Origin of the sequence: Corallococcus sp. CA054B, from assembly GCF_003611625.1 — a bacterium.
GTDB lineage: Bacteria > Myxococcota > Myxococcia > Myxococcales > Myxococcaceae > Corallococcus > Corallococcus coralloides.
Window position 1 is genome coordinate 22595 of the sequence record NZ_RAVY01000043.1, and the last position, 15943, is coordinate 38537.

Genomic DNA, 15943 nt, shown 5'->3' on the forward strand with positions numbered 1-15943 from the left:
GTCCCGGCCGGTCCAATACGGTGGGCATGCGCGGGGGGACCGGGGACAAGCAGGCAGGCGGCGCGTCATGACGTTGGGCGCCAGGGGCGCGGGCCCGTAGACTGCGGCCACCTTGGTGTCGGAACCCGGCGTTTCCTGGGCAGGCCGCTACCGCTTGAGCGCGCGCATCGCGACAGGCGGCATGGCGGAGGTGTATCTGGCGCGCGCCATCAGCCTGGACGGGCAGCGCGGTCCGTCCGTGGCGGTGAAGCGGCTGATGCCGCACCTGGTCGCGGACCGGCGCATCGTGCAGATGTTCCTCAACGAAGCGCGCATCACCGCGCAGGTGCGCCACCCGAACGTGGTGTCCATCCTGGAGCTGGGCATGGAGGGCGGGGAGCCCTTCATCGCCATGGAGCTGTTGGAGGGCCGCTCGTTCGCGGAGGTGCGGCAGGAGGCCGCCGAGCGCGGCCAGCGCGTTCCGTTGGGCCTCACCCTGCGCGTACTGGTGGATGCGTGCCGGGGATTGGACGCCGCGCACCGCGCCGTGGACGAGGCGGGCCGGCCGCTGCGCATCGTCCACCGCGACTTCACGCCGGACAACATCCACGTCGGGGCGAACGGCGCGGTGAAGGTCATCGACTTCGGCATCGCGAAGGCGGACGCGCTGGGGTCGGGGACGGAGCCCGGGACGCTGAAGGGGAAGTTCTTCTACATGTCGCCGGAGATGATCGCCGGCCGCAGCGTGGACCACCGCGCGGACCTGTTCGCCGCGGGGGTGATGCTCTACGAGCAGCTGTGTGGCCGGCGGCCCTTCACCGGCATGTCCACCGAGGAGGTGCTCACGCGCATCTCGGAAGGAAGGCCGAAGCCGCCCACCGCGTTCGACCCGTCGGTGCCGCAGGCGCTGGAGACGGTGTGTCTCAAGGCGCTCGCGAAGGACCCGGAGGCGCGCTTCGACAGCCTGCAGACGTTCATCGCCGCCATCGAGATGCTGGGCGGGCCCGCGGAGGTCGCCTCGCCGGCGCAGGTGGCCGCGTACCTGGACACGCTGTTTCCGCCGGACCGTGACCCCAAGCGGCTGGCGCTGCGCAACGCGAGGCTCGCGGATCCGTCCAACTCGGGCGCGGATGGCGCCCCCGGCATGGACGTGCTCCCGCCGTTCGGCGTGCAGGGCATTCCGTCCTGGCCCGTGCCTCCTCCGGTCGCCGCGCCGTCGGCCTCGCGTCCCCTCCCGCCCCTGGGCACCCACACCGTGTCGATTCGCGGTTCGACCCGGCCCGTGACGGCGGAGGTTCCTGTCTCGACCTCGGGCAAGCCGGCGGAGGGCGCCGCGTACGGAGTGGCCTCCGCGGGTCCCCAGGCCCCGGCGACAGAGAGCAAGGGGCGCGCTCCGGCAGGTGCTCACCCCCCGGCGCCGCATGGCGCTCTCCGCTCGCGCCGGGCGCTGGCCATCGTCGCGGGCGTGCTCGCGCTGGGCGGACTGGGCGCGGGGGCCACGTGGTACCTGCGGCGCCCGGACGTGCCGCCTCCCGCGCGGATCGCCGCCGCAGAGGCCGCGACGACAGCGGAGGCCAAGGTGTCCGCGTTGGAGGGGCTGGGCAAGGACGTGCGCGCCACGGCCAAGGAGCTGGCTCGCGCGGGCAAGCTGCTGCTCGACGCGGGCGCCCACCCGCAGGCGCTGGCGCTGGCGGAGGCCTATACCTCGCGCTTCCCGAAGGAGGCGGAGGCGCACCTGCTCGCCGCGCGCGCGGCCACCGAGCTGCGCATGGGCAAGCGCGCGGAACGCGCCATCGACGAAGCCACCGCCCTGGCTCCCAAGGACGTCCGCGCTCCGCTGGCCCTGGCCGACCTGCGGGCGCTCCAGGGTGACGTGCCGGGTGCGCTGACCGCGCTCGCGAAGGCGTACGCGCAGGCGCCGGGCTCCGCCAAGGTCGCGCCCCGCTACGGCCAGCTCCTGTCCCAGGGGGGCCGGCTGGACGAGGCCGCCACCGTGCTGTCCGCCTGGACGCGCCAGCACGACGACGCCGAGTCCCTGGCGGAGCTGGGCTTCGTGCGCTTCCGCCAGGAGAAGCTGGACGACGCCACCGCCCTGCTCAAGCGCGCGCAGCGCAAGTCCCCCACGCTCGCGGTGGCCCATTCCTACCTGGGGGCCGTCCTCTTCCGGCAGGGCGACCTGCGCGGCGCCGAGCGCGAGTACCGGGAGGCCGAACGTCTGGCCCCGGACGATCCCCGTGCCCTCACCGCGCGTTGCCAACTGCACGTCCACGAAGGCAATGCCACCGGGGTGGCCGAAGTGAAACGTACGCTGGCGGAAAGGTTCCCGGACCGGGCGGCGGCGCTCGCGGCGGAGTGCGGCACCGGGAACTAGCTTTCCGTATGCGCCTTCGCTTCCTCGCCCTCGCCGCGTCCAGCCTGCTGCTGACCGCCACCGCGTGCGGCTCCAGCGCCTCGCCGGATGACGACACCGACGCCCCGCCCGGGACGGAGCTGCCGTCCACGCCTGCCGGGGACGTGGCCCCCGCGGACCGCACGGCCTGTTCGGGCCTGACCGTGACGCCCGGCACCTATGACTGGACCGTCGAGCACGGCGGCCACACCCGCGCCTTCCGCGTCCACGTCCCCGCTGGCTACGACGCCACGAAGCCCACGCCCGTCGTCCTCAGCTTCCACGGCTTCGGCTCCACCGAGCAGGAGCAGGAGGCGCTGACCGGCTTCTCCTCGCTGGCGGACGCGGAGGGCTTCATCGCGGTGTATCCGCGCGGCCTCAACTTCCCGGAAGTCTACGGCCGGGGAGAACCGGACACGCGCGGCTGGAACGGCGAGGCGTGCTGTGGCCCGGCGCAGATTGGCAACGTGGACGACGTGGGCTTCGTGGACGCGCTGCTCGCGGACCTGGACACCCGCGTGTGCACCGACCCGCGCCGCGTCTTCGCCAACGGCTTCTCCAACGGGGGGTTCTTCTCCTACCGGCTGGCCTGTGAGCGCGCCCAGCGCATCGCCGCCATCGCGCCCGTGTCGGGCATGGAGGGCGTGACGGACTGCCGCCCGTCGCGCCCCGTCCCCGTGCTCCATATCCACGGCAGCGCCGACGAGACCATCTTCTACGACGGAGGCAGCAACGTCCTCGGCGGCAAGCCCTACCCGTCCGCCCCGGAGTCCGTGCGCCGCTTCGCGGAGTTCAACGGCTGCACCGGTCCCCAGCAGCAGACGTATCAGCAGGGCAACAGCACCTGTGTGGCGTATACGGGCTGCCAGCCAGAGAGCGCCACCGCGAGCCTGTGCACCGTCACCGGCGGCAAGCATGCGTGGCCCGGCCAGTCCCTCTACAATGGCGGCACGACGGACCTGGACGCGTCCCTCCAGATGTGGCGCTTCTTCCAGGCGCGTCCCCGCCCCTGAAGGAGTCAAGGCCACGCCACCCCGCGCCCTCATCATCAACGCCGATGACCTGGGCTACGACCCGGGCATCACCCGGGGCATCCTCCAGGCAATGCGCGAGGGCGTCGTCTCCTCCGCCACCCTGATGGTGAACGCACCGGACTCCGAGTCCGCCGCGAGGCAGGCCCGGGGACTCGCCATCGGGTTGCACCTGAACCTGGACCGCGGCGCGCCCGTGGGCATGGGTTTCCCGCGCGAGTGGTGCACCGTGGACGGAGGCCTCGACGGCAGCCGCGTGGACGGGCTTCCCGCGGACGTGGTGGAGGCGGAGGCGCTCGCGCAGTTGGAGCGGCTGGAACGGCTGCTGGGCCAGGCCGCCACGCACCTGGACGTGCACAAGCACCTGCACCGGCATCCCCAGGTCCTGGAGGGACTGTCACGCGTCGCGAGGCGCGCGGGCCTGCCGGTGCGCTCCATCAGCGCGGACATGCGCGGCGCGCTGAGGGCCCGGGGCGTGGCCACGAACGACCACTTCGTGGGCGAGTCCGGCGCGACGGCGTACTGGACGCCCGAGCGCTTCGCCCAGGAGCTGGCGGCGCTGCCCACCGAAGGCGTCACGGAGTGGATGTGTCATCCGGGCCATCTGCCCGAGCTCGTCACCACGCGCTACGCCGCGCAGCGCGAAGTGGAGTTGGCCACCCTCGTGGACGCCCGCACACGCGAGGCCCTGGAACGAGCGGGAGCAGGCCCCACGGACTACCGCGTCCTCCGCGCGGACAGCCTCACGCGGGCGTGACGAGCGGAAGCTCCGACTCCACCGGCGTCAGCGTCCGGCGCTTCTCGCGCGTCAGCACGGTGCGCACGCCCGCGAGCAGCTCCTCCGGACGGTATGGCCGGGGACACAGCGCGGCGTTCTCCTGCGCCCACCACGGCCGCGCATCCCCCGCCAGCAGGATGGGCACCGGCCGCGCGCGGGGCAGCGTGGCGAAGGTCTCCAGGAAGCTGCCCACCGCGGACTGCGTGGCGCTCGTGGACAGGACGATGAGGTCCACCGGCAGGTGCGTCGCCTTGCGCAGGGCCTCCGCGCCGCTCTGCACCGTGAAGACCTCGAAGCCCTCCGCCCGCAGGGTCCGCTCCGCCGTGGCCTCCTGGTTCGAGTCCTCGTCCAGCACCAGCACGCGCCGGGGCAGCCTGCGAACCTCGTGCGCGGGCATGCGCGGCAGGTCCAAGAGGAACGTGGAGCCTTCGCCCTCGCGGCTGCGGAGCGCCAGCGCGCCGCCGTGCATCTTCACGATGGATTGGCTGATGAACAGGCCCAGCCCCAGCCCGCCGAAGTTGCGGTGCGACGCGTTGCGCGCCCGGTAGAAGCGCTGGAACACCAGCGCCTGATCCGCGCCCGGAATCCCGATGCCGTGGTCCTGCACCTGGATGCGCGCGGACTCGCCCGTGCGCCCCACCCTCACCGCGATGGGCGCCCCCGCGGGGCTGTACTTGTGCGCGTTCTCCAGCAGGTTCACCAGCACCTGCTCCAGCCTGTCTCTATCGCCCAGGACCCAGACGCCGTCGTGCGGCACGTCCACCGTGAAGGGGCGCTCGAAGGCGTGCCGGAAGTGGTCCACCACCTCCGCCACCAGCTGCCCCACCTCCAGCGGAGACGAGTCCAGCGCCAGCCGGCCCAGCTCCAGGCGGCTTGCGTCCAGCAGGTCCTCCACCAGCCCCGCGAGCCGGTCCACCTGCCGCTTGGACTTGAGCACGCTCGCGAGCGACACCGGCTGCCCCGCGGCGATGCGGCGCTCCATGGCGTACAGGCCCAGCTTCAGCGGCGTGAGCGGCGTCTTCAGCTCGTGCGACGCGATGGACATGAACTCCTCGCGCACGCGCAGGGCGGACTGGGCCTCCCGCAGGAGCCGCGCGTTCTCCACCGCCACCGCCAGCTGGCTGGCCGCGGCGCTCCACATCTCCAGCTCACGCACGGAGAAGGACGCGCCCTGTTCCTTGTAGATGAGCAGCAGCCCCACCGTGCGGCGCGGCGCGCACAGCGGCACCGCCGCGAACACGGAGCCCACCGCGTCGCCGTAGCCGCGCTGGATGCCCAGCTGCGGCTGACGCAGGGCCAGGGCCTGACGGTAGGGGTCCTCGGACGGGTCGAATGCGTCCTGCGGCGCGTCCAGGCCCTCCAGGTCCGACACCGCCATGCGCTTGAGCGTCGCGTCGTCCTCCTCGTAGAGGAACACCTCCGCGCGCCGCACCTGCGCGCACCGCACCAGCGACACCACGGCGGCCGAGCAGACGCGGTCGACCTCCAGCGACTCACCCACCGCGCGGGCAATCTCCCGCACGGCCTGTGAAAACGCGCCCTCGTCGTCCACTCCGGACGGCTCCACCACCAGCCACGCCCCGGCCGTGCCGTTCGTGTGGGTGGGCTTCACCTGCACACGCACCTGCCGGAGCGTGCGGGTGATGACATGGCCGGAGTGGACCCGGTGTTCCCGGATGGCGCGCTCCAGGGCATCCAGGCTGCGGCCCGGCTCCAGGGCCTCCAGCAGGGTGCTGCCCGGCGAGAGCGTCACGCCCGTCTTGGCCGCGAAGCCCTCCTCGCACCATTGGACGCGCAGGTCGGGTCCCACGCGCAGGAGCGCTTGGGGCAGGCACGAGAGGACATCCTCGACGTCATTGGGTGGCAGCATGAGGGGCGGGGATGCGCTCGCAACAGGGGTCGCCTGAGGGAGATAGGAATCCCCGAGCATGATCGCCAACCACCCCCGGACGTTCTCCTGTCCCGGAGGGTCGCGGCACGTTGGGACCCGAACAGAGCCGGGGCCGGGCAGCCGGGGAGGCGGCGTTGTGGAGGGCGGTGACACGCGCCGAACGTGTGCTACACGACAGCGCATGCCCTCTCAGCCGTCCAAGGAAATCCAGACCTTCCCCAACCCCGCCGCCGATCGCGACTACGAGATCGCCTTCGACGTGCCGGAGTTCACCTGCCTGTGCCCCCTCACGGGCCAGCCGGACTTCGCGCGCTTCACCATCAAGTACGTGCCGGATCAGCTGTGCGTGGAGCTCAAGAGCCTGAAGATGTACATGTGGTCCTACCGCAACGAGGGCGCCTTCCACGAGAAGGTGACCAACACCATCGCGGACGACATCATCAAGGCCATCCAGCCGCGCAAGCTCACGGTGGTGGGTGACTTCTTCGTGCGCGGCGGCATCGGGACCATCGTCACCGTCACGCACGACAAGAAGAAGCAGGCCTGAGCCGCTTTAGCGGGTGAGCTGCTCCAGGAGCGGCGCCCACTGGGAGTGGGACAGGTAGAGGCCGGTGCCCGCCGCCGCGATGCCGGCGGTGAGCGCGGCCAGCCTCCACTTGAGCTTGCCCGGCGCGCGCGAGGGCTTCTTCGTGGCGAAGACGTCCAGCACGCCCAGCTCCTGCTGGGTGAGGTGGGCCAGGGCCTCCGTCTCCGTGAGCTTCTCGCGGTAGCGCAGGAAGGCCACGAGCAGCGCCGGGTGGGACACGCGCACCTCGTGGGCGAGGAACAGGTCCAGCTCGCGGCGCATGGCCGCGGCGTCCGGGAAGCGGGCCTCCGGCTTCACCGACAGCGCGCGCTTCACGATGCGCGCGAGCGGGGGCGGCACGTTCGGGGCCACCTTCTGGAGCGGCGTGAACTTGCCGTCGCGGATGCGGGCGAAGACCTCGCCGGCCGTCTTGCCCACGAAGGGGCGGGTGCCGGAGAGGGCCTCGTAGAGGAGCACGCCCAGGGAGAAGATGTCGGTTCGCGCGTCGATGGGCGCGCCCGTGACCTGCTCCGGGGACATGTACGACGGCGTGCCCACGGCCATGCCCTGCTGGGTGAGGGCTTCGAGGCTGACGTCCTTGGCGATGCCAAAGTCCATGAGCTTCACCTCACCGGACTTGGTGAGCATGACGTTCGCGGGCTTGAGGTCGCGGTGGATGATGCGGCGGAAGTGCGCGTGGTCGAGCGCGCTGGCGATGCGAGCCCCGATGACGGCGGCGACGTCCGGGGGCAGCGGGCCGTCCTTGATGAGGCCGTGGAGGGTGGGGCCATCCACGTACTCCATGACCATGAAGAGGCTGTCGTTCTTCTCCACCAGGTCATAGAGGGTGACGATGTTCTGGTGGCGGAAGGCGGCGAGCGCCAGCGCCTCGCGGCGGAAGCGGGACAGGGCCTCCTGGTCGCGCTGGCCTTCGGGCAGCAGCTCCTTGATGGCGACCTCGCGCTGAAGCAGCTCATGCAGGCCGCGATACACCAACGCCATGCCGCCCCGGCCCAGCTCGCCGAGCACGCGGCAGGCGCCAATCTTGCGGTGACGGATCCTCTCACTCTTCTCTGCGGCGGCGACGGTCACGGGTCGCAGGGTATCGATTCACGTCTCATGCGTCGATGGGCCCTCCGATGGGCCCTCCGTGGAGGGGTGGGTTCGCACAGGTGTGATGGAAAGGCGCGGTGTCGCTGTCTCACGCCAGGGGGCCTACCTGGGGTGGCGCGACTGACGGGATGGAGACAGGGGGCTGCGACGCGGGCCGCATGGATGGCCTGCCTCACGGGGCGCTCCGCCTCCCGTTCCCCTCCGCCCTGCACCGCCCCACGGGCGTTCCCATGCTTCTTCCATTCAACGTGCCTGGGAGGACGCCATGACGGAACGGGACGCATACATCCAGAAGATGGAGGCCGAGCAGCGGGAGGCGACCGCTCGCTTCCGCGAAATCGAAGCCCAGGCGGAGCTGGCCGACAGTGAGGACTCGCTCGATGTCCTCACCGGCGCCCGTGCCTTCAACGACGACGTCAACCGCGAGCTCCAGGCGCTCCGCCGCGCCGACGAGCGCGACTGGGACCGCCTCAAGGCCGGCGCGGACAAGGCCCGCAGCCGCTTCCGTGAGCACCTGGACAAAGCGGGCTCCCGGTGGGCAGGGCTCCGCGAAGGCTACCAGCGCCAACGCGAAGCCGAACTGAAGGAACTGGGCGCGCAGATGGACGGCTGGATCGCCGCCCACAAGCGCTCCCGGGCCGAGGACTCGCTCCTCACCCGCGAGGAGCTCGACTTCATCACGCGCGGCCTGAAGACCTCCGGCGAGATGCTCAAGAACCTGCGCCACGCGCGCGGGCATGCCTGGAAGACGGCCCGCGATCAGTACGAGGCCAACTGGCGCGAGCTGCAGGAACGCTCCCGCATCATCCGCTCCGACGGCGCCCAGGAGGAAGCCGGCGCTTCCCCGCCCTGAAGCCCCATCTTCACCAACGCCACACGGCTGTCACGCGGCTACGCTAGGAACCGCCCCCACCTGGAGGGACACGGCCCGGAAGGACCGTGCCCCTCCAGGCGTTTTCGTCCGCGAGCCCATGGCCCTTTCCGCCCGCCCCTCTCCGACTCCCGTCCTCGCCGCCATCGATGTGGGCACCAACGCCGTGCGCCTGGAGCTGGCCCGCCCGGACGCCGAGGGCTCGCTTGAGACCCTCCACCAGGAGCGAGACCCCATCCGTCCCGGCGAGGGCGTCTTCACCACCGGCGAGATGCCCCCGGAGACCGCCGACCGCCTCCTGTCCACCCTGCGCCGCTACGCCGCGCTCTGCCGCCGTCACAAGGCCCAGGTGCGCGCCGTCGCCACCAGCGCGCTGCGCGAGGCCCGCAACCAGCAGGACATCGTGCGCCGCGTGCACGAGGAAGCAGGCCTGGAGCTGGAGGTCGTCAGCGGCAAGGAGGAGGCCCGCCTCATCTGCCTGGGCGTGCTGCACAGGAAGCCCGCCAACAGCCGCTCGCTCCTCGTGGACATCGGCGGAGGCAGCACGGAGGTGGCCATCGCCACCGGCGAGAAGCCCGACGAGCTCTGGAGCCTCTCCCTGGGCTCCGTGCGCCTCACGGAGGTGTTCGACACCGCGCGCGCCGTGACGCCCAAGCAGCTGCGGCTGATGCGCAGCTTCGTGGAGGAGACCCTCCACAAGACGCTCCCGGAGAAGCTCCCCGCCCTGCCCCGCGTGGCGCTGGGCTCGTCCGGCACCATTGGCGCCGTGGTCGGCTTCGCCGCCGCGGACAACGGAGGCAATGCCACCGTGCGACAGCTCACCCAGACCGTGGAGGCCCTGGCGAAGATGCCGCCGGAGCGCCGCCGCAAGCGCTTCGACCCGCGCCGCGCGGACATCATCGTCTCCGGCGCCGTCATCCTGGAGGGCGTCGCGCGCCACCTGGGCGTGGAGTCCGTCAGCGTCGTCAACCGCGGCCTGCGTGACGGCCTGCTGGTGGACCTGCTCTACCGTCAGGACGAAACGCGCGAGGACCACAGCCTCGCGGACGCGGCCATCGTCATGGGGCAGCGCTTCCGCTTCGACGAGAAGCACGCCCGCCAGGTGGCGCGCCTGTCCCTGGCCCTCTTCGACAGCCTGGCCTCGCTGCACCAGCTGCCCCTGTCCGTGCGCCCGCACCTGGAGGTCGCCGCGCTGCTGCACGACATCGGCACGGCGGTCAGCTACGAGCGCCACCACCGCCACACGTACTACCTCATCCACAACGCGGACATCCCGGGCCTGGCGGACCGCGAGCGTGAAATCATCGCGCGCGTCGCCCGCTACCACCGGCGCTCTCCGCCGGAGCTGTCCCACTCCGGCATGGCCGGGCTCACCCCGTCCGAAGCGCGGCGCGTGCGCAAGCTGGCCACGCTGCTGCGGGTGGCGAACTCGCTGGACCACAGCCACCACCAGCCCATCCGCGACTTCAAGGTGACGGATGGCCGCGAGGCGGTGACGCTGCACCTGCACGCCCGCCACCCCCTCGACCTGGAGCTGTGGAACGCCGAGCGCGAGGTCGCCGCCTTCCGCAAGGTGTTCGGCAAGCGGCTCGCCTTCCAGGTCCACTCGACGGGACGCTAGGGCCACTGCCTCCCTGCCCGCCCTCCAGCAGAGGGAGCGCGGCGCCGGTCCTGCCCGGCCCCACCACCGTGCCCAGAGTCCAGACGAACGGGTCCCGTGTGCCTTCGCGAAGGCGCCGTGGGCCTTCACGTCTTTCGAGGCCCTGGCGGGGCAAGGAGCGGAACATGAAGGCAGTCGTTTTCCATGGCATCGGAGACATCCGGTTGGACGACGTCGCGGAGCCGAAGCTGAAGGAGCCCACGGACGCCATCATCCGGCTGACCGCCAGCGCCATCTGCGGCACGGACCTGCACATGATCCGCGGCACCATGCCCGGCATGAAGCCCGGCACCATCCTCGGCCACGAAGGCGTGGGCGTCATCGAGGAGCTGGGCAAGGACGTGCGCAACTTCAACGTGGGCGACCGCGTGGTCATCTGCTCCACCATCGGGTGCGGCAACTGCTCGTACTGCCGCGCGGGCTACTACGCCCAATGCAACGACGCGAACCCGAACGGTCCCGACGCGGGCACCGCCTTCTTCGGTGGGCCGGAGATGACGGGCCCCTTCGACGGCATGCAGGCGGAGAAGGCGCGCATCCCGCACGCGGCGGTCACGATGGTGAAGGTGCCTGACGGCGTCACCGACGACCAGGCCATCCTGGTCTCCGACATCTTCCCCACGGGCTACTTCGGGGCGGAGATGGCCGAAATCAAGCCGGGTGACACCGTGGCGGTGTTCGGCTGCGGCCCGGTGGGCCTGTTCGCCATCGTGAGCGCGAGACTGCTGGGCGCGGGCCGCGTCTTCGCCATCGACAGCCACGAGGACCGGCTGGCGCTCGCGAGGGCCCAGGGCGCGGAGGTCATCAACTTCGAGCAGGAGGACCCGGTGGAGACGCTCAAGCGCTTCACGGCGGGCATCGGCGTGGACCGCGCCATCGACGCGGTGGGCGTGGACGCGCAGCACGCGCACCACGGCCCGGCCGCCAAGAAGGCCAAGGCGGAGAAGCCCGAGTTCAAGCGCGAGGTGGAGCAGGTCGCGCCCAAGCAGAAGCCGGACGGCGACAACTGGGTGCCCGGCGACGCGCCGTCGCAGGCCGCGCAGTGGGCGGTGCAGTCGCTGGCCAAGGCGGGCACGCTGTCCATCATCGGCGTGTACCCGCAGACGATGACCGCGTTCCCCATTGGCGAGGCGATGAACAAGAACCTCACCCTGCGCATGGGCAACTGCAACCACCGCAAGTACATCCCCAAGCTGCTGGAGCTGGTGCGCTCCGGCACGGTGGACCCCACGACCATCCTGAGCCACGTGAAGTCCATGGCCTCCGCCATCGACGCGTACCGCAACTTCGACCTGCGCAAGCCGGGCTGGGTGAAGGTGGAACTGGAGCCGGGCGTCACCCTCCAGTGACGCGTCACGCGTCCGAATCCAGGATGAGGCACGTGTCGCCGAACTCGTGCCCCAGGTAGCCCGCGCCTTCCGCATGCGCCGAGGCCCGGAGCAGGAGCGGGAGCGGCGCGAAGGCCTGGAGCAGCGCATGGTGGCTGCTCCCCGGGTCGTGCACGCCGGTGAGCAGCCCGTGCACTACCCGGGGCACGTAGCCGGGCCCGAGCAGCAGGTCCGTCACCTCCTCGCCCGCCACCAGCCTCCCGTGCTGTGTCGCGCGCCCTTCCAGCGCGCGCACCACGGTGGTGCCCACCGCCACCACGCGCCCGCCCTTCTCCCGCGTCTCCTCCACCAGTGACACGGTGCGCTCGGGGATGTCCGAGCGTTCGGGCCGGGGCAGCGCCGCGTCCAGCGCCGCGTCGCCCGTGGAGGAGAGTCCCGCGGCATGCGTGAGGGACGCCCAGCGCACGCCGCGCGCCTTCAGCCGCAGCAGCACGGACGCGGTGAGGGGCAGGCCCGCGGAAGGCATCTCCGCGGCCCAGGGCCGTGAGGCGTAGAGCGTCTGCACGTGCCACAGCGCCAGCGGCCCCGCGGTGTACGCGTACTGCACCGGACGGCCCGCCGAGTAGAGGGCCTGCCAGAGCGCCGCGCCGGTCAAGTCAAAGGCCACGCGCAGGAGCCGGGGGGATGGGGGCAGCACCTCCACCACCCGCGCGGTGAGTCCGCCGACTTCCAGGCGCGCGCCCACGGGGAGCTCGGGCGGAGGGGGGCGGTCCTCGGTGCGCCGGCGCCAGTCTCCCGCGCCGAAGAGGACGGCCGTCCAGGTGTCGTCGGGTTCGTGGGACAGGAGCCGCAGCTCGATGGCGGCGCCCGAGCCGGTGCGGCCCGTGAGGGAGCCGGGCAGCGTGGCCGCGTCGTTCATCACCAGCAGGTCGCCTTCGCGGAGCAGTTGGGGCAGTTCCGATGCGACGGTGTCTGTGAAGCGTTCGTGGCGGGGCTCCACGTGCAGGAGCCTCGCGGTGTCGGGGTGTTCCCGGGGCCAGCGTGCGGCGTTCATGCGGCCTCCCAGCTCGCGGCCTCGAAGCGCTGGCCGGACGCGGTGTCCCGGGCCTCCACGAGCGCGAGGATGCGCGCGGCCACGTCCTCCGGCTTCGCCAGCGTCGCGGGGTCGGCGTCCGGGAGCGCATCGCTGTGCATGCGCGTGTCCATGTCACCCGGGTCCACGGTGAGCAGGCGCACGCCGCTGCCCTCGAACTCCGAGGCCCAGATGCGCGTCAGGTGTTCCAGCGCGGCCTTCGACACGCTGTAGGCGCCCCAGCGGGGATACGCGGACACGGCGGCGTCGGAGGTGATGTTGAGGATGAGGCCCCGGCCGCGGACGACCATGCTCCCCGCGACGGCCTTCGTCAGACGGAAGGGCCCCAGCAGGTTGACCTCCAGCACCTGCGACACGTCCTCGCACGCCGTGTCGAGCAGGAGTGGCAGGGGAGTGGGGCCCAGGGTGCTCGCGTTGTTGATCAGGACGTCCAGCGGGCCCACGAGCGCGGTGGCGGCGCCGACCAGCGGGTAGATGGCCTGCTTGTCCCCCACGTCGAAGGCGAGCCCGTGCACCGCCAGCCCCCGCGCCTTCAGGGGCGCCACCGCCGCCTCCAGCGCCTTCGCATCGCGCGCCACGCCCACCACCCGGGCGCCCCGCCGGGCAAAGGCTTCCATCAGGGCCCGGCCCAGGCCCCGGCTCGCGCCTGTTACCAGCACTGCTTGATTCCGCATGTCCATGGCATGTCTCTCCTTGAGGCATGGATAGCGGATGGGCTCCGACAAGATGGCATGGGCGCCAATGCGTTGGCAGAATGCCAGCGCATGAGCGAAGAGGACCTTCCAGGCAGACTGGCACGCAACCTGCGGACGCTGAGGGAGACGCGAGGGGCTACACAGGTGCAGCTCGCGAAGCTGGCGGGCGTGCCCCGGGCCACCTGGGCGCATCTGGAGTCCGGCGCGGCGAACCCCACGCTGTCGGTGCTGCACCGGGTGGCGGGGGCGCTGCAGGTGTCACTGGAGGAACTGCTCGCCCGGCCCAAGGCGAGCGCCCGGCACTACCGGCGAGACAGCCTGCCGATGAAGCAGCGAGGCGCGGCCTTCCTGCGCAAGCTCCTGCCGGATCCGCTGCCGGGCATGGAGTTCGACCGGATGGAGCTGCCGCCCAAGGCGCGCATCACCGGAGTGCCCCACACGCCCGGCACGCGCGAGTACCTGGCCTGTGAGTCCGGAACGATTGCGCTGGTGGCCAGCGGGGAGCGCTTCATCTTGGAAGTCGGTGACGTCGTCGTCTTCCGGGGAGACCAGAAGCACTCCTACGAGAACCCCGGCGCGCGCACGGCGGTGGGCTACTCCGTCGTGCTGCTTGCGCCGTCGCTGTGAACATGTCGGACCGGAGTGGAAGCATCCGGGCTGTCCGCCCTCCCGGGTGGGCTCCCCGGAGATAGACGATGCGCGTAAGTGTCGTGGCGCTGTTCGCGGCCATCCTTCTGGTGGGCTGCGCAGGCGTGGAGACTTCCTCCACGAGAGGCAGTTCACGGGCCTTCCGGCAAAGCGCCTCGCATGCGTCGGACGCGTCTGACGAGGAAGGCAGTCAACGACTCCACCGGCGCCAAACCGTCCGCATGCCGGTGGGGACGGTCATCCTCGCACCTCCCGGGAAGGTCTCGCGGCAGGCCCTGGAGATGGGCCTGCTGGACGTGGACGCCTTCGAGAAGTTGCTGGTCCGCGCCGGGCTGGAGGACGTGGACGAGTTGCCCCTGCGCCGCAATCCCTTCACGCCAGACGACGCAGTGGAGGTGCTGGGCCGGCTGATGGAGAAGCCGGTGACGCTCGGCACCTTCCCGCCGCGCATGGTGGCGGGGTTCCTGCTGCGAGAGGTGTTGGAGCGCGGCGAGGTCTCCCGCGAAGAGTTGGCACGGCGGGTGACGCGCTTTGCCCGTGAGCAGGTGGCGGTGCTGCGGCCAGATGGGTACCTCGCGTGGGCGCTCAATGGGCGCACACAGCAAAAGGTCGCGTCCATCGAGTGGAGGAACGGAGCCTTCCGCGCGGGCAACTTCGAGCTGGGACGTTTCTACAGCGGCAAGGGCGGGGTCTTCCGCCCGGTCGACGCGCAACTCCAGGCGTCGGATTCAAGGCCGCTGGCCGAGGTGTACGACGACGCGGACGTTGTCAGCCGCTCGCTGGATGGCGCGGAGGACGCCTTCGTGGAGCTGTACCACGCACTGGGACAGGTCCTCACCCGCCCAGCGGACAGCATCGCGGGACTGCGCAATCTTCCCGCGGGCATCGTAGCTCTCATCGCGTCGTCGCCCGAGTACTGGGAGCGATTCCAGTACATGACGGCCGGCGAGCAGATCCGCGAGATGGCCCGGCTGACGACGAGCGTCGTGGCCATCTGGGGCGCGGCCTCGACCACGACGCGGACACTGAAGGGGCTGACGTCAGGTATCGACGCCACGGTGCCCGTGCTGTCGCTGTCGGCGGAGGGGGCGCTGGTGCTGGAGCGCATCTCGGTCCCCGTGGGACGCACGGCGGCGGTGTTGAGCAGCGCTCCCGGTGCGGCCATCATCCTCCAGCGAGGCGATGATTCAGGCGCAGGAGGCTCATCTCAAAGCGGGCCCAGGGGCTATTCGTCCTTCAAATCGTTCAAGCGGGCCATGGGACCGGCGGGAAATGGAAAGGAGTGGCACCACATCGTGGAGCAGACAGACGGAAACGTGTCGCGCTTCGGGCCACAGGCGCTCCACAACTCGGAGAACATCATCCCACTCGACAAGGCACTTCATCATTCGGTGAGTGCATTTTATTCTTCGTACAAGTATCGGATTACAGGTTCGACGTCGCTGACGGTGCGCCAGTGGCTGAGCACCCAATCATTCGAAGCTCAAGCTGCGTTCGGGCTCCGCGCAATCGACAACATTCGGAACAGACTATGGTGATGGGCGACCTTCAGAAGATCGTCGAAAAATTCGCAAAACATACGGAGGCCCAAACCGAGGCCATCATGGGAGGAGATGCGAAAGCGGGGAACAAGCATGCGAAGGAATCACTCGCAGCATTCAACCAACTGAGGGCCCACGGAGATGTAGGGAGGGACGCGCTCGCAACCCTCTTCACCCATCCGAGCATGGATGTTCGAACGGCAGCGGCTGCTCTGCTCCTGCGGTATCGCACCGCCGAAGCCAAGGCCGTGTTGGAGGAGGCCGCGAAGGGCAAAGGGCTGATCCCTTTTGAAGCACAGGAAGCCCTGAAGCGATGGGAAGAAGGAACCTGGTCCCTGGATCCCGAGTGAGCCAAGCCAGC

General features: G+C 70.8%; 14 protein-coding genes. 10 read left to right on the top strand and 4 right to left on the bottom strand.

Annotated features, from left to right (window positions below; genetic code table 11):
• Nucleotides 1–181 precede the first annotated feature (181 nt).
• Genes D7V80_RS13650 through D7V80_RS13660 form a run of 3 tightly spaced genes read left to right on the top strand, consistent with a single transcriptional unit; the run spans nt 182 to nt 4156 of the window.
• Nucleotides 182–2350: a serine/threonine-protein kinase gene (locus tag D7V80_RS13650; protein WP_233585321.1), complete on the top strand. Its 2169-nt coding sequence runs from the start codon at nt 182–184 to the stop codon at nt 2348–2350.
• Nucleotides 2351–2358: 8 nt separating this feature from the next.
• Nucleotides 2359–3381 (top strand): PHB depolymerase family esterase, encoded by a 1023-nt coding sequence (locus D7V80_RS13655; RefSeq protein ID WP_120588570.1) that lies wholly within the window; start codon nt 2359–2361, stop codon nt 3379–3381.
• A 34-nt stretch (nt 3382–3415) separates the two neighbouring features.
• A complete protein-coding gene (locus D7V80_RS13660; protein WP_255417638.1) occupies nt 3416–4156 on the top strand; it encodes a carbohydrate deacetylase in 741 nt (246 codons plus the stop codon).
• On the opposite strand, the gene D7V80_RS13665 is transcribed toward D7V80_RS13660, so the two are convergent.
• Nucleotides 4143–6047 carry an ATP-binding protein gene (locus tag D7V80_RS13665; RefSeq protein ID WP_120588571.1) on the bottom strand — a complete coding sequence of 635 codons (1905 nt, stop codon included), beginning with the start codon at nt 6045–6047 and terminating at the stop codon, nt 4143–4145. The two genes, D7V80_RS13660 and D7V80_RS13665, sit on opposite strands and share 14 nt — an antisense overlap.
• A 202-nt stretch (nt 6048–6249) precedes the next feature.
• Here D7V80_RS13665 and queF point away from each other — a divergent pair, with 202 nt between their 5' ends.
• Nucleotides 6250–6615: a preQ(1) synthase gene (gene queF, locus D7V80_RS13670; RefSeq protein WP_043322193.1), complete on the top strand. Its 366-nt coding sequence runs from the start codon at nt 6250–6252 to the stop codon at nt 6613–6615.
• 6 nt (nt 6616–6621) lie between these two features.
• On the opposite strand, the gene D7V80_RS13675 is transcribed toward queF, so the two are convergent.
• Nucleotides 6622–7635, bottom strand: a complete 1014-nt coding sequence (locus D7V80_RS13675) for a serine/threonine-protein kinase (protein WP_233585325.1) — start codon at nt 7633–7635, stop codon at nt 6622–6624.
• 376 nt (nt 7636–8011) lie between these two features.
• Here D7V80_RS13675 and D7V80_RS13680 point away from each other — a divergent pair, with 376 nt between their 5' ends.
• The 3 genes from D7V80_RS13680 (at nt 8012) to D7V80_RS13690 (ending at nt 11626) form a co-directional block, all read left to right on the top strand.
• Nucleotides 8012–8599: a hypothetical protein gene (locus tag D7V80_RS13680; RefSeq protein ID WP_120588573.1), complete on the top strand. Its 588-nt coding sequence runs from the start codon at nt 8012–8014 to the stop codon at nt 8597–8599.
• 118 nt (nt 8600–8717) lie between these two features.
• A complete protein-coding gene (locus D7V80_RS13685; RefSeq protein ID WP_120588574.1) occupies nt 8718–10238 on the top strand; it encodes a Ppx/GppA phosphatase family protein in 1521 nt (506 codons plus the stop codon).
• A 164-nt stretch (nt 10239–10402) separates the two neighbouring features.
• The gene (locus D7V80_RS13690; protein ID WP_120588575.1) at nt 10403–11626 is read left to right on the top strand and encodes a zinc-dependent alcohol dehydrogenase; all 1224 of its coding nucleotides are present in this window, start codon (nt 10403–10405) and stop codon (nt 11624–11626) included.
• Nucleotides 11627–11630: 4 nt separating this feature from the next.
• On the opposite strand, the gene D7V80_RS13695 is transcribed toward D7V80_RS13690, so the two are convergent.
• Nucleotides 11631–12659, bottom strand: a complete 1029-nt coding sequence (locus D7V80_RS13695; RefSeq protein ID WP_199738606.1) for an S-adenosylmethionine:tRNA ribosyltransferase-isomerase — start codon at nt 12657–12659, stop codon at nt 11631–11633.
• Entirely contained in the window at nt 12656–13372 is a 717-nt protein-coding gene (locus D7V80_RS13700; RefSeq protein ID WP_304987560.1) for an SDR family oxidoreductase, read from the bottom strand. The genes D7V80_RS13695 and D7V80_RS13700 overlap by 4 nt, the downstream gene beginning before the upstream one ends.
• 90 nt (nt 13373–13462) lie before the next feature.
• Here D7V80_RS13700 and D7V80_RS13705 point away from each other — a divergent pair, with 90 nt between their 5' ends.
• From D7V80_RS13705 to D7V80_RS13715, 3 genes are all read left to right on the top strand, one after another.
• Nucleotides 13463–14020, top strand: coding sequence for a helix-turn-helix domain-containing protein (locus D7V80_RS13705; protein ID WP_120588596.1), 558 nt, complete (start codon nt 13463–13465; stop codon nt 14018–14020).
• A 242-nt stretch (nt 14021–14262) separates the two neighbouring features.
• Entirely contained in the window at nt 14263–15579 is a 1317-nt protein-coding gene (locus tag D7V80_RS42230; RefSeq protein ID WP_199738609.1) for a hypothetical protein, read from the top strand.
• On the top strand, nt 15573–15932 hold the full coding sequence (locus tag D7V80_RS13715) for a DUF2019 domain-containing protein (RefSeq protein ID WP_120588578.1): 360 nt from the start codon (nt 15573–15575) through the stop codon (nt 15930–15932). Before D7V80_RS42230 ends, D7V80_RS13715 begins: the two co-directional genes overlap by 7 nt.
• Nucleotides 15933–15943: the final 11 nt, after the last annotated feature.

What these genes read in the sequence shown, in the direction of transcription:
- D7V80_RS13650 (WP_233585321.1), top strand. Translation starts at nt 182, where the DNA reads ATGGCGGAGGTGTATCTGGCGCGCGCCATCAGCCTGGACGGGCAGCGC.
- D7V80_RS13655 (WP_120588570.1), top strand. Translation starts at nt 2,359, where the DNA reads ATGCGCCTTCGCTTCCTCGCCCTCGCCGCGTCCAGCCTGCTGCTGACC.
- D7V80_RS13665 (WP_120588571.1), bottom strand. Translation starts at nt 6,047, where the DNA reads ATGCTGCCACCCAATGACGTCGAGGATGTCCTCTCGTGCCTGCCCCAA.
- queF (WP_043322193.1), top strand. Translation starts at nt 6,250, where the DNA reads ATGCCCTCTCAGCCGTCCAAGGAAATCCAGACCTTCCCCAACCCCGCC.
- D7V80_RS13675 (WP_233585325.1), bottom strand. Translation starts at nt 7,635, where the DNA reads ATGGCGTTGGTGTATCGCGGCCTGCATGAGCTGCTTCAGCGCGAGGTC.
- D7V80_RS13680 (WP_120588573.1), top strand. Translation starts at nt 8,012, where the DNA reads ATGACGGAACGGGACGCATACATCCAGAAGATGGAGGCCGAGCAGCGG.
- D7V80_RS13685 (WP_120588574.1), top strand. Translation starts at nt 8,718, where the DNA reads ATGGCCCTTTCCGCCCGCCCCTCTCCGACTCCCGTCCTCGCCGCCATC.
- D7V80_RS13690 (WP_120588575.1), top strand. Translation starts at nt 10,403, where the DNA reads ATGAAGGCAGTCGTTTTCCATGGCATCGGAGACATCCGGTTGGACGAC.
- D7V80_RS13695 (WP_199738606.1), bottom strand. Translation starts at nt 12,659, where the DNA reads ATGAACGCCGCACGCTGGCCCCGGGAACACCCCGACACCGCGAGGCTC.
- D7V80_RS13700 (WP_304987560.1), bottom strand. Translation starts at nt 13,372, where the DNA reads ATGCGGAATCAAGCAGTGCTGGTAACAGGCGCGAGCCGGGGCCTGGGC.
- D7V80_RS13705 (WP_120588596.1), top strand. Translation starts at nt 13,463, where the DNA reads ATGAGCGAAGAGGACCTTCCAGGCAGACTGGCACGCAACCTGCGGACG.
- D7V80_RS42230 (WP_199738609.1), top strand. Translation starts at nt 14,263, where the DNA reads ATGCCGGTGGGGACGGTCATCCTCGCACCTCCCGGGAAGGTCTCGCGG.
- D7V80_RS13715 (WP_120588578.1), top strand. Translation starts at nt 15,573, where the DNA reads ATGGTGATGGGCGACCTTCAGAAGATCGTCGAAAAATTCGCAAAACAT.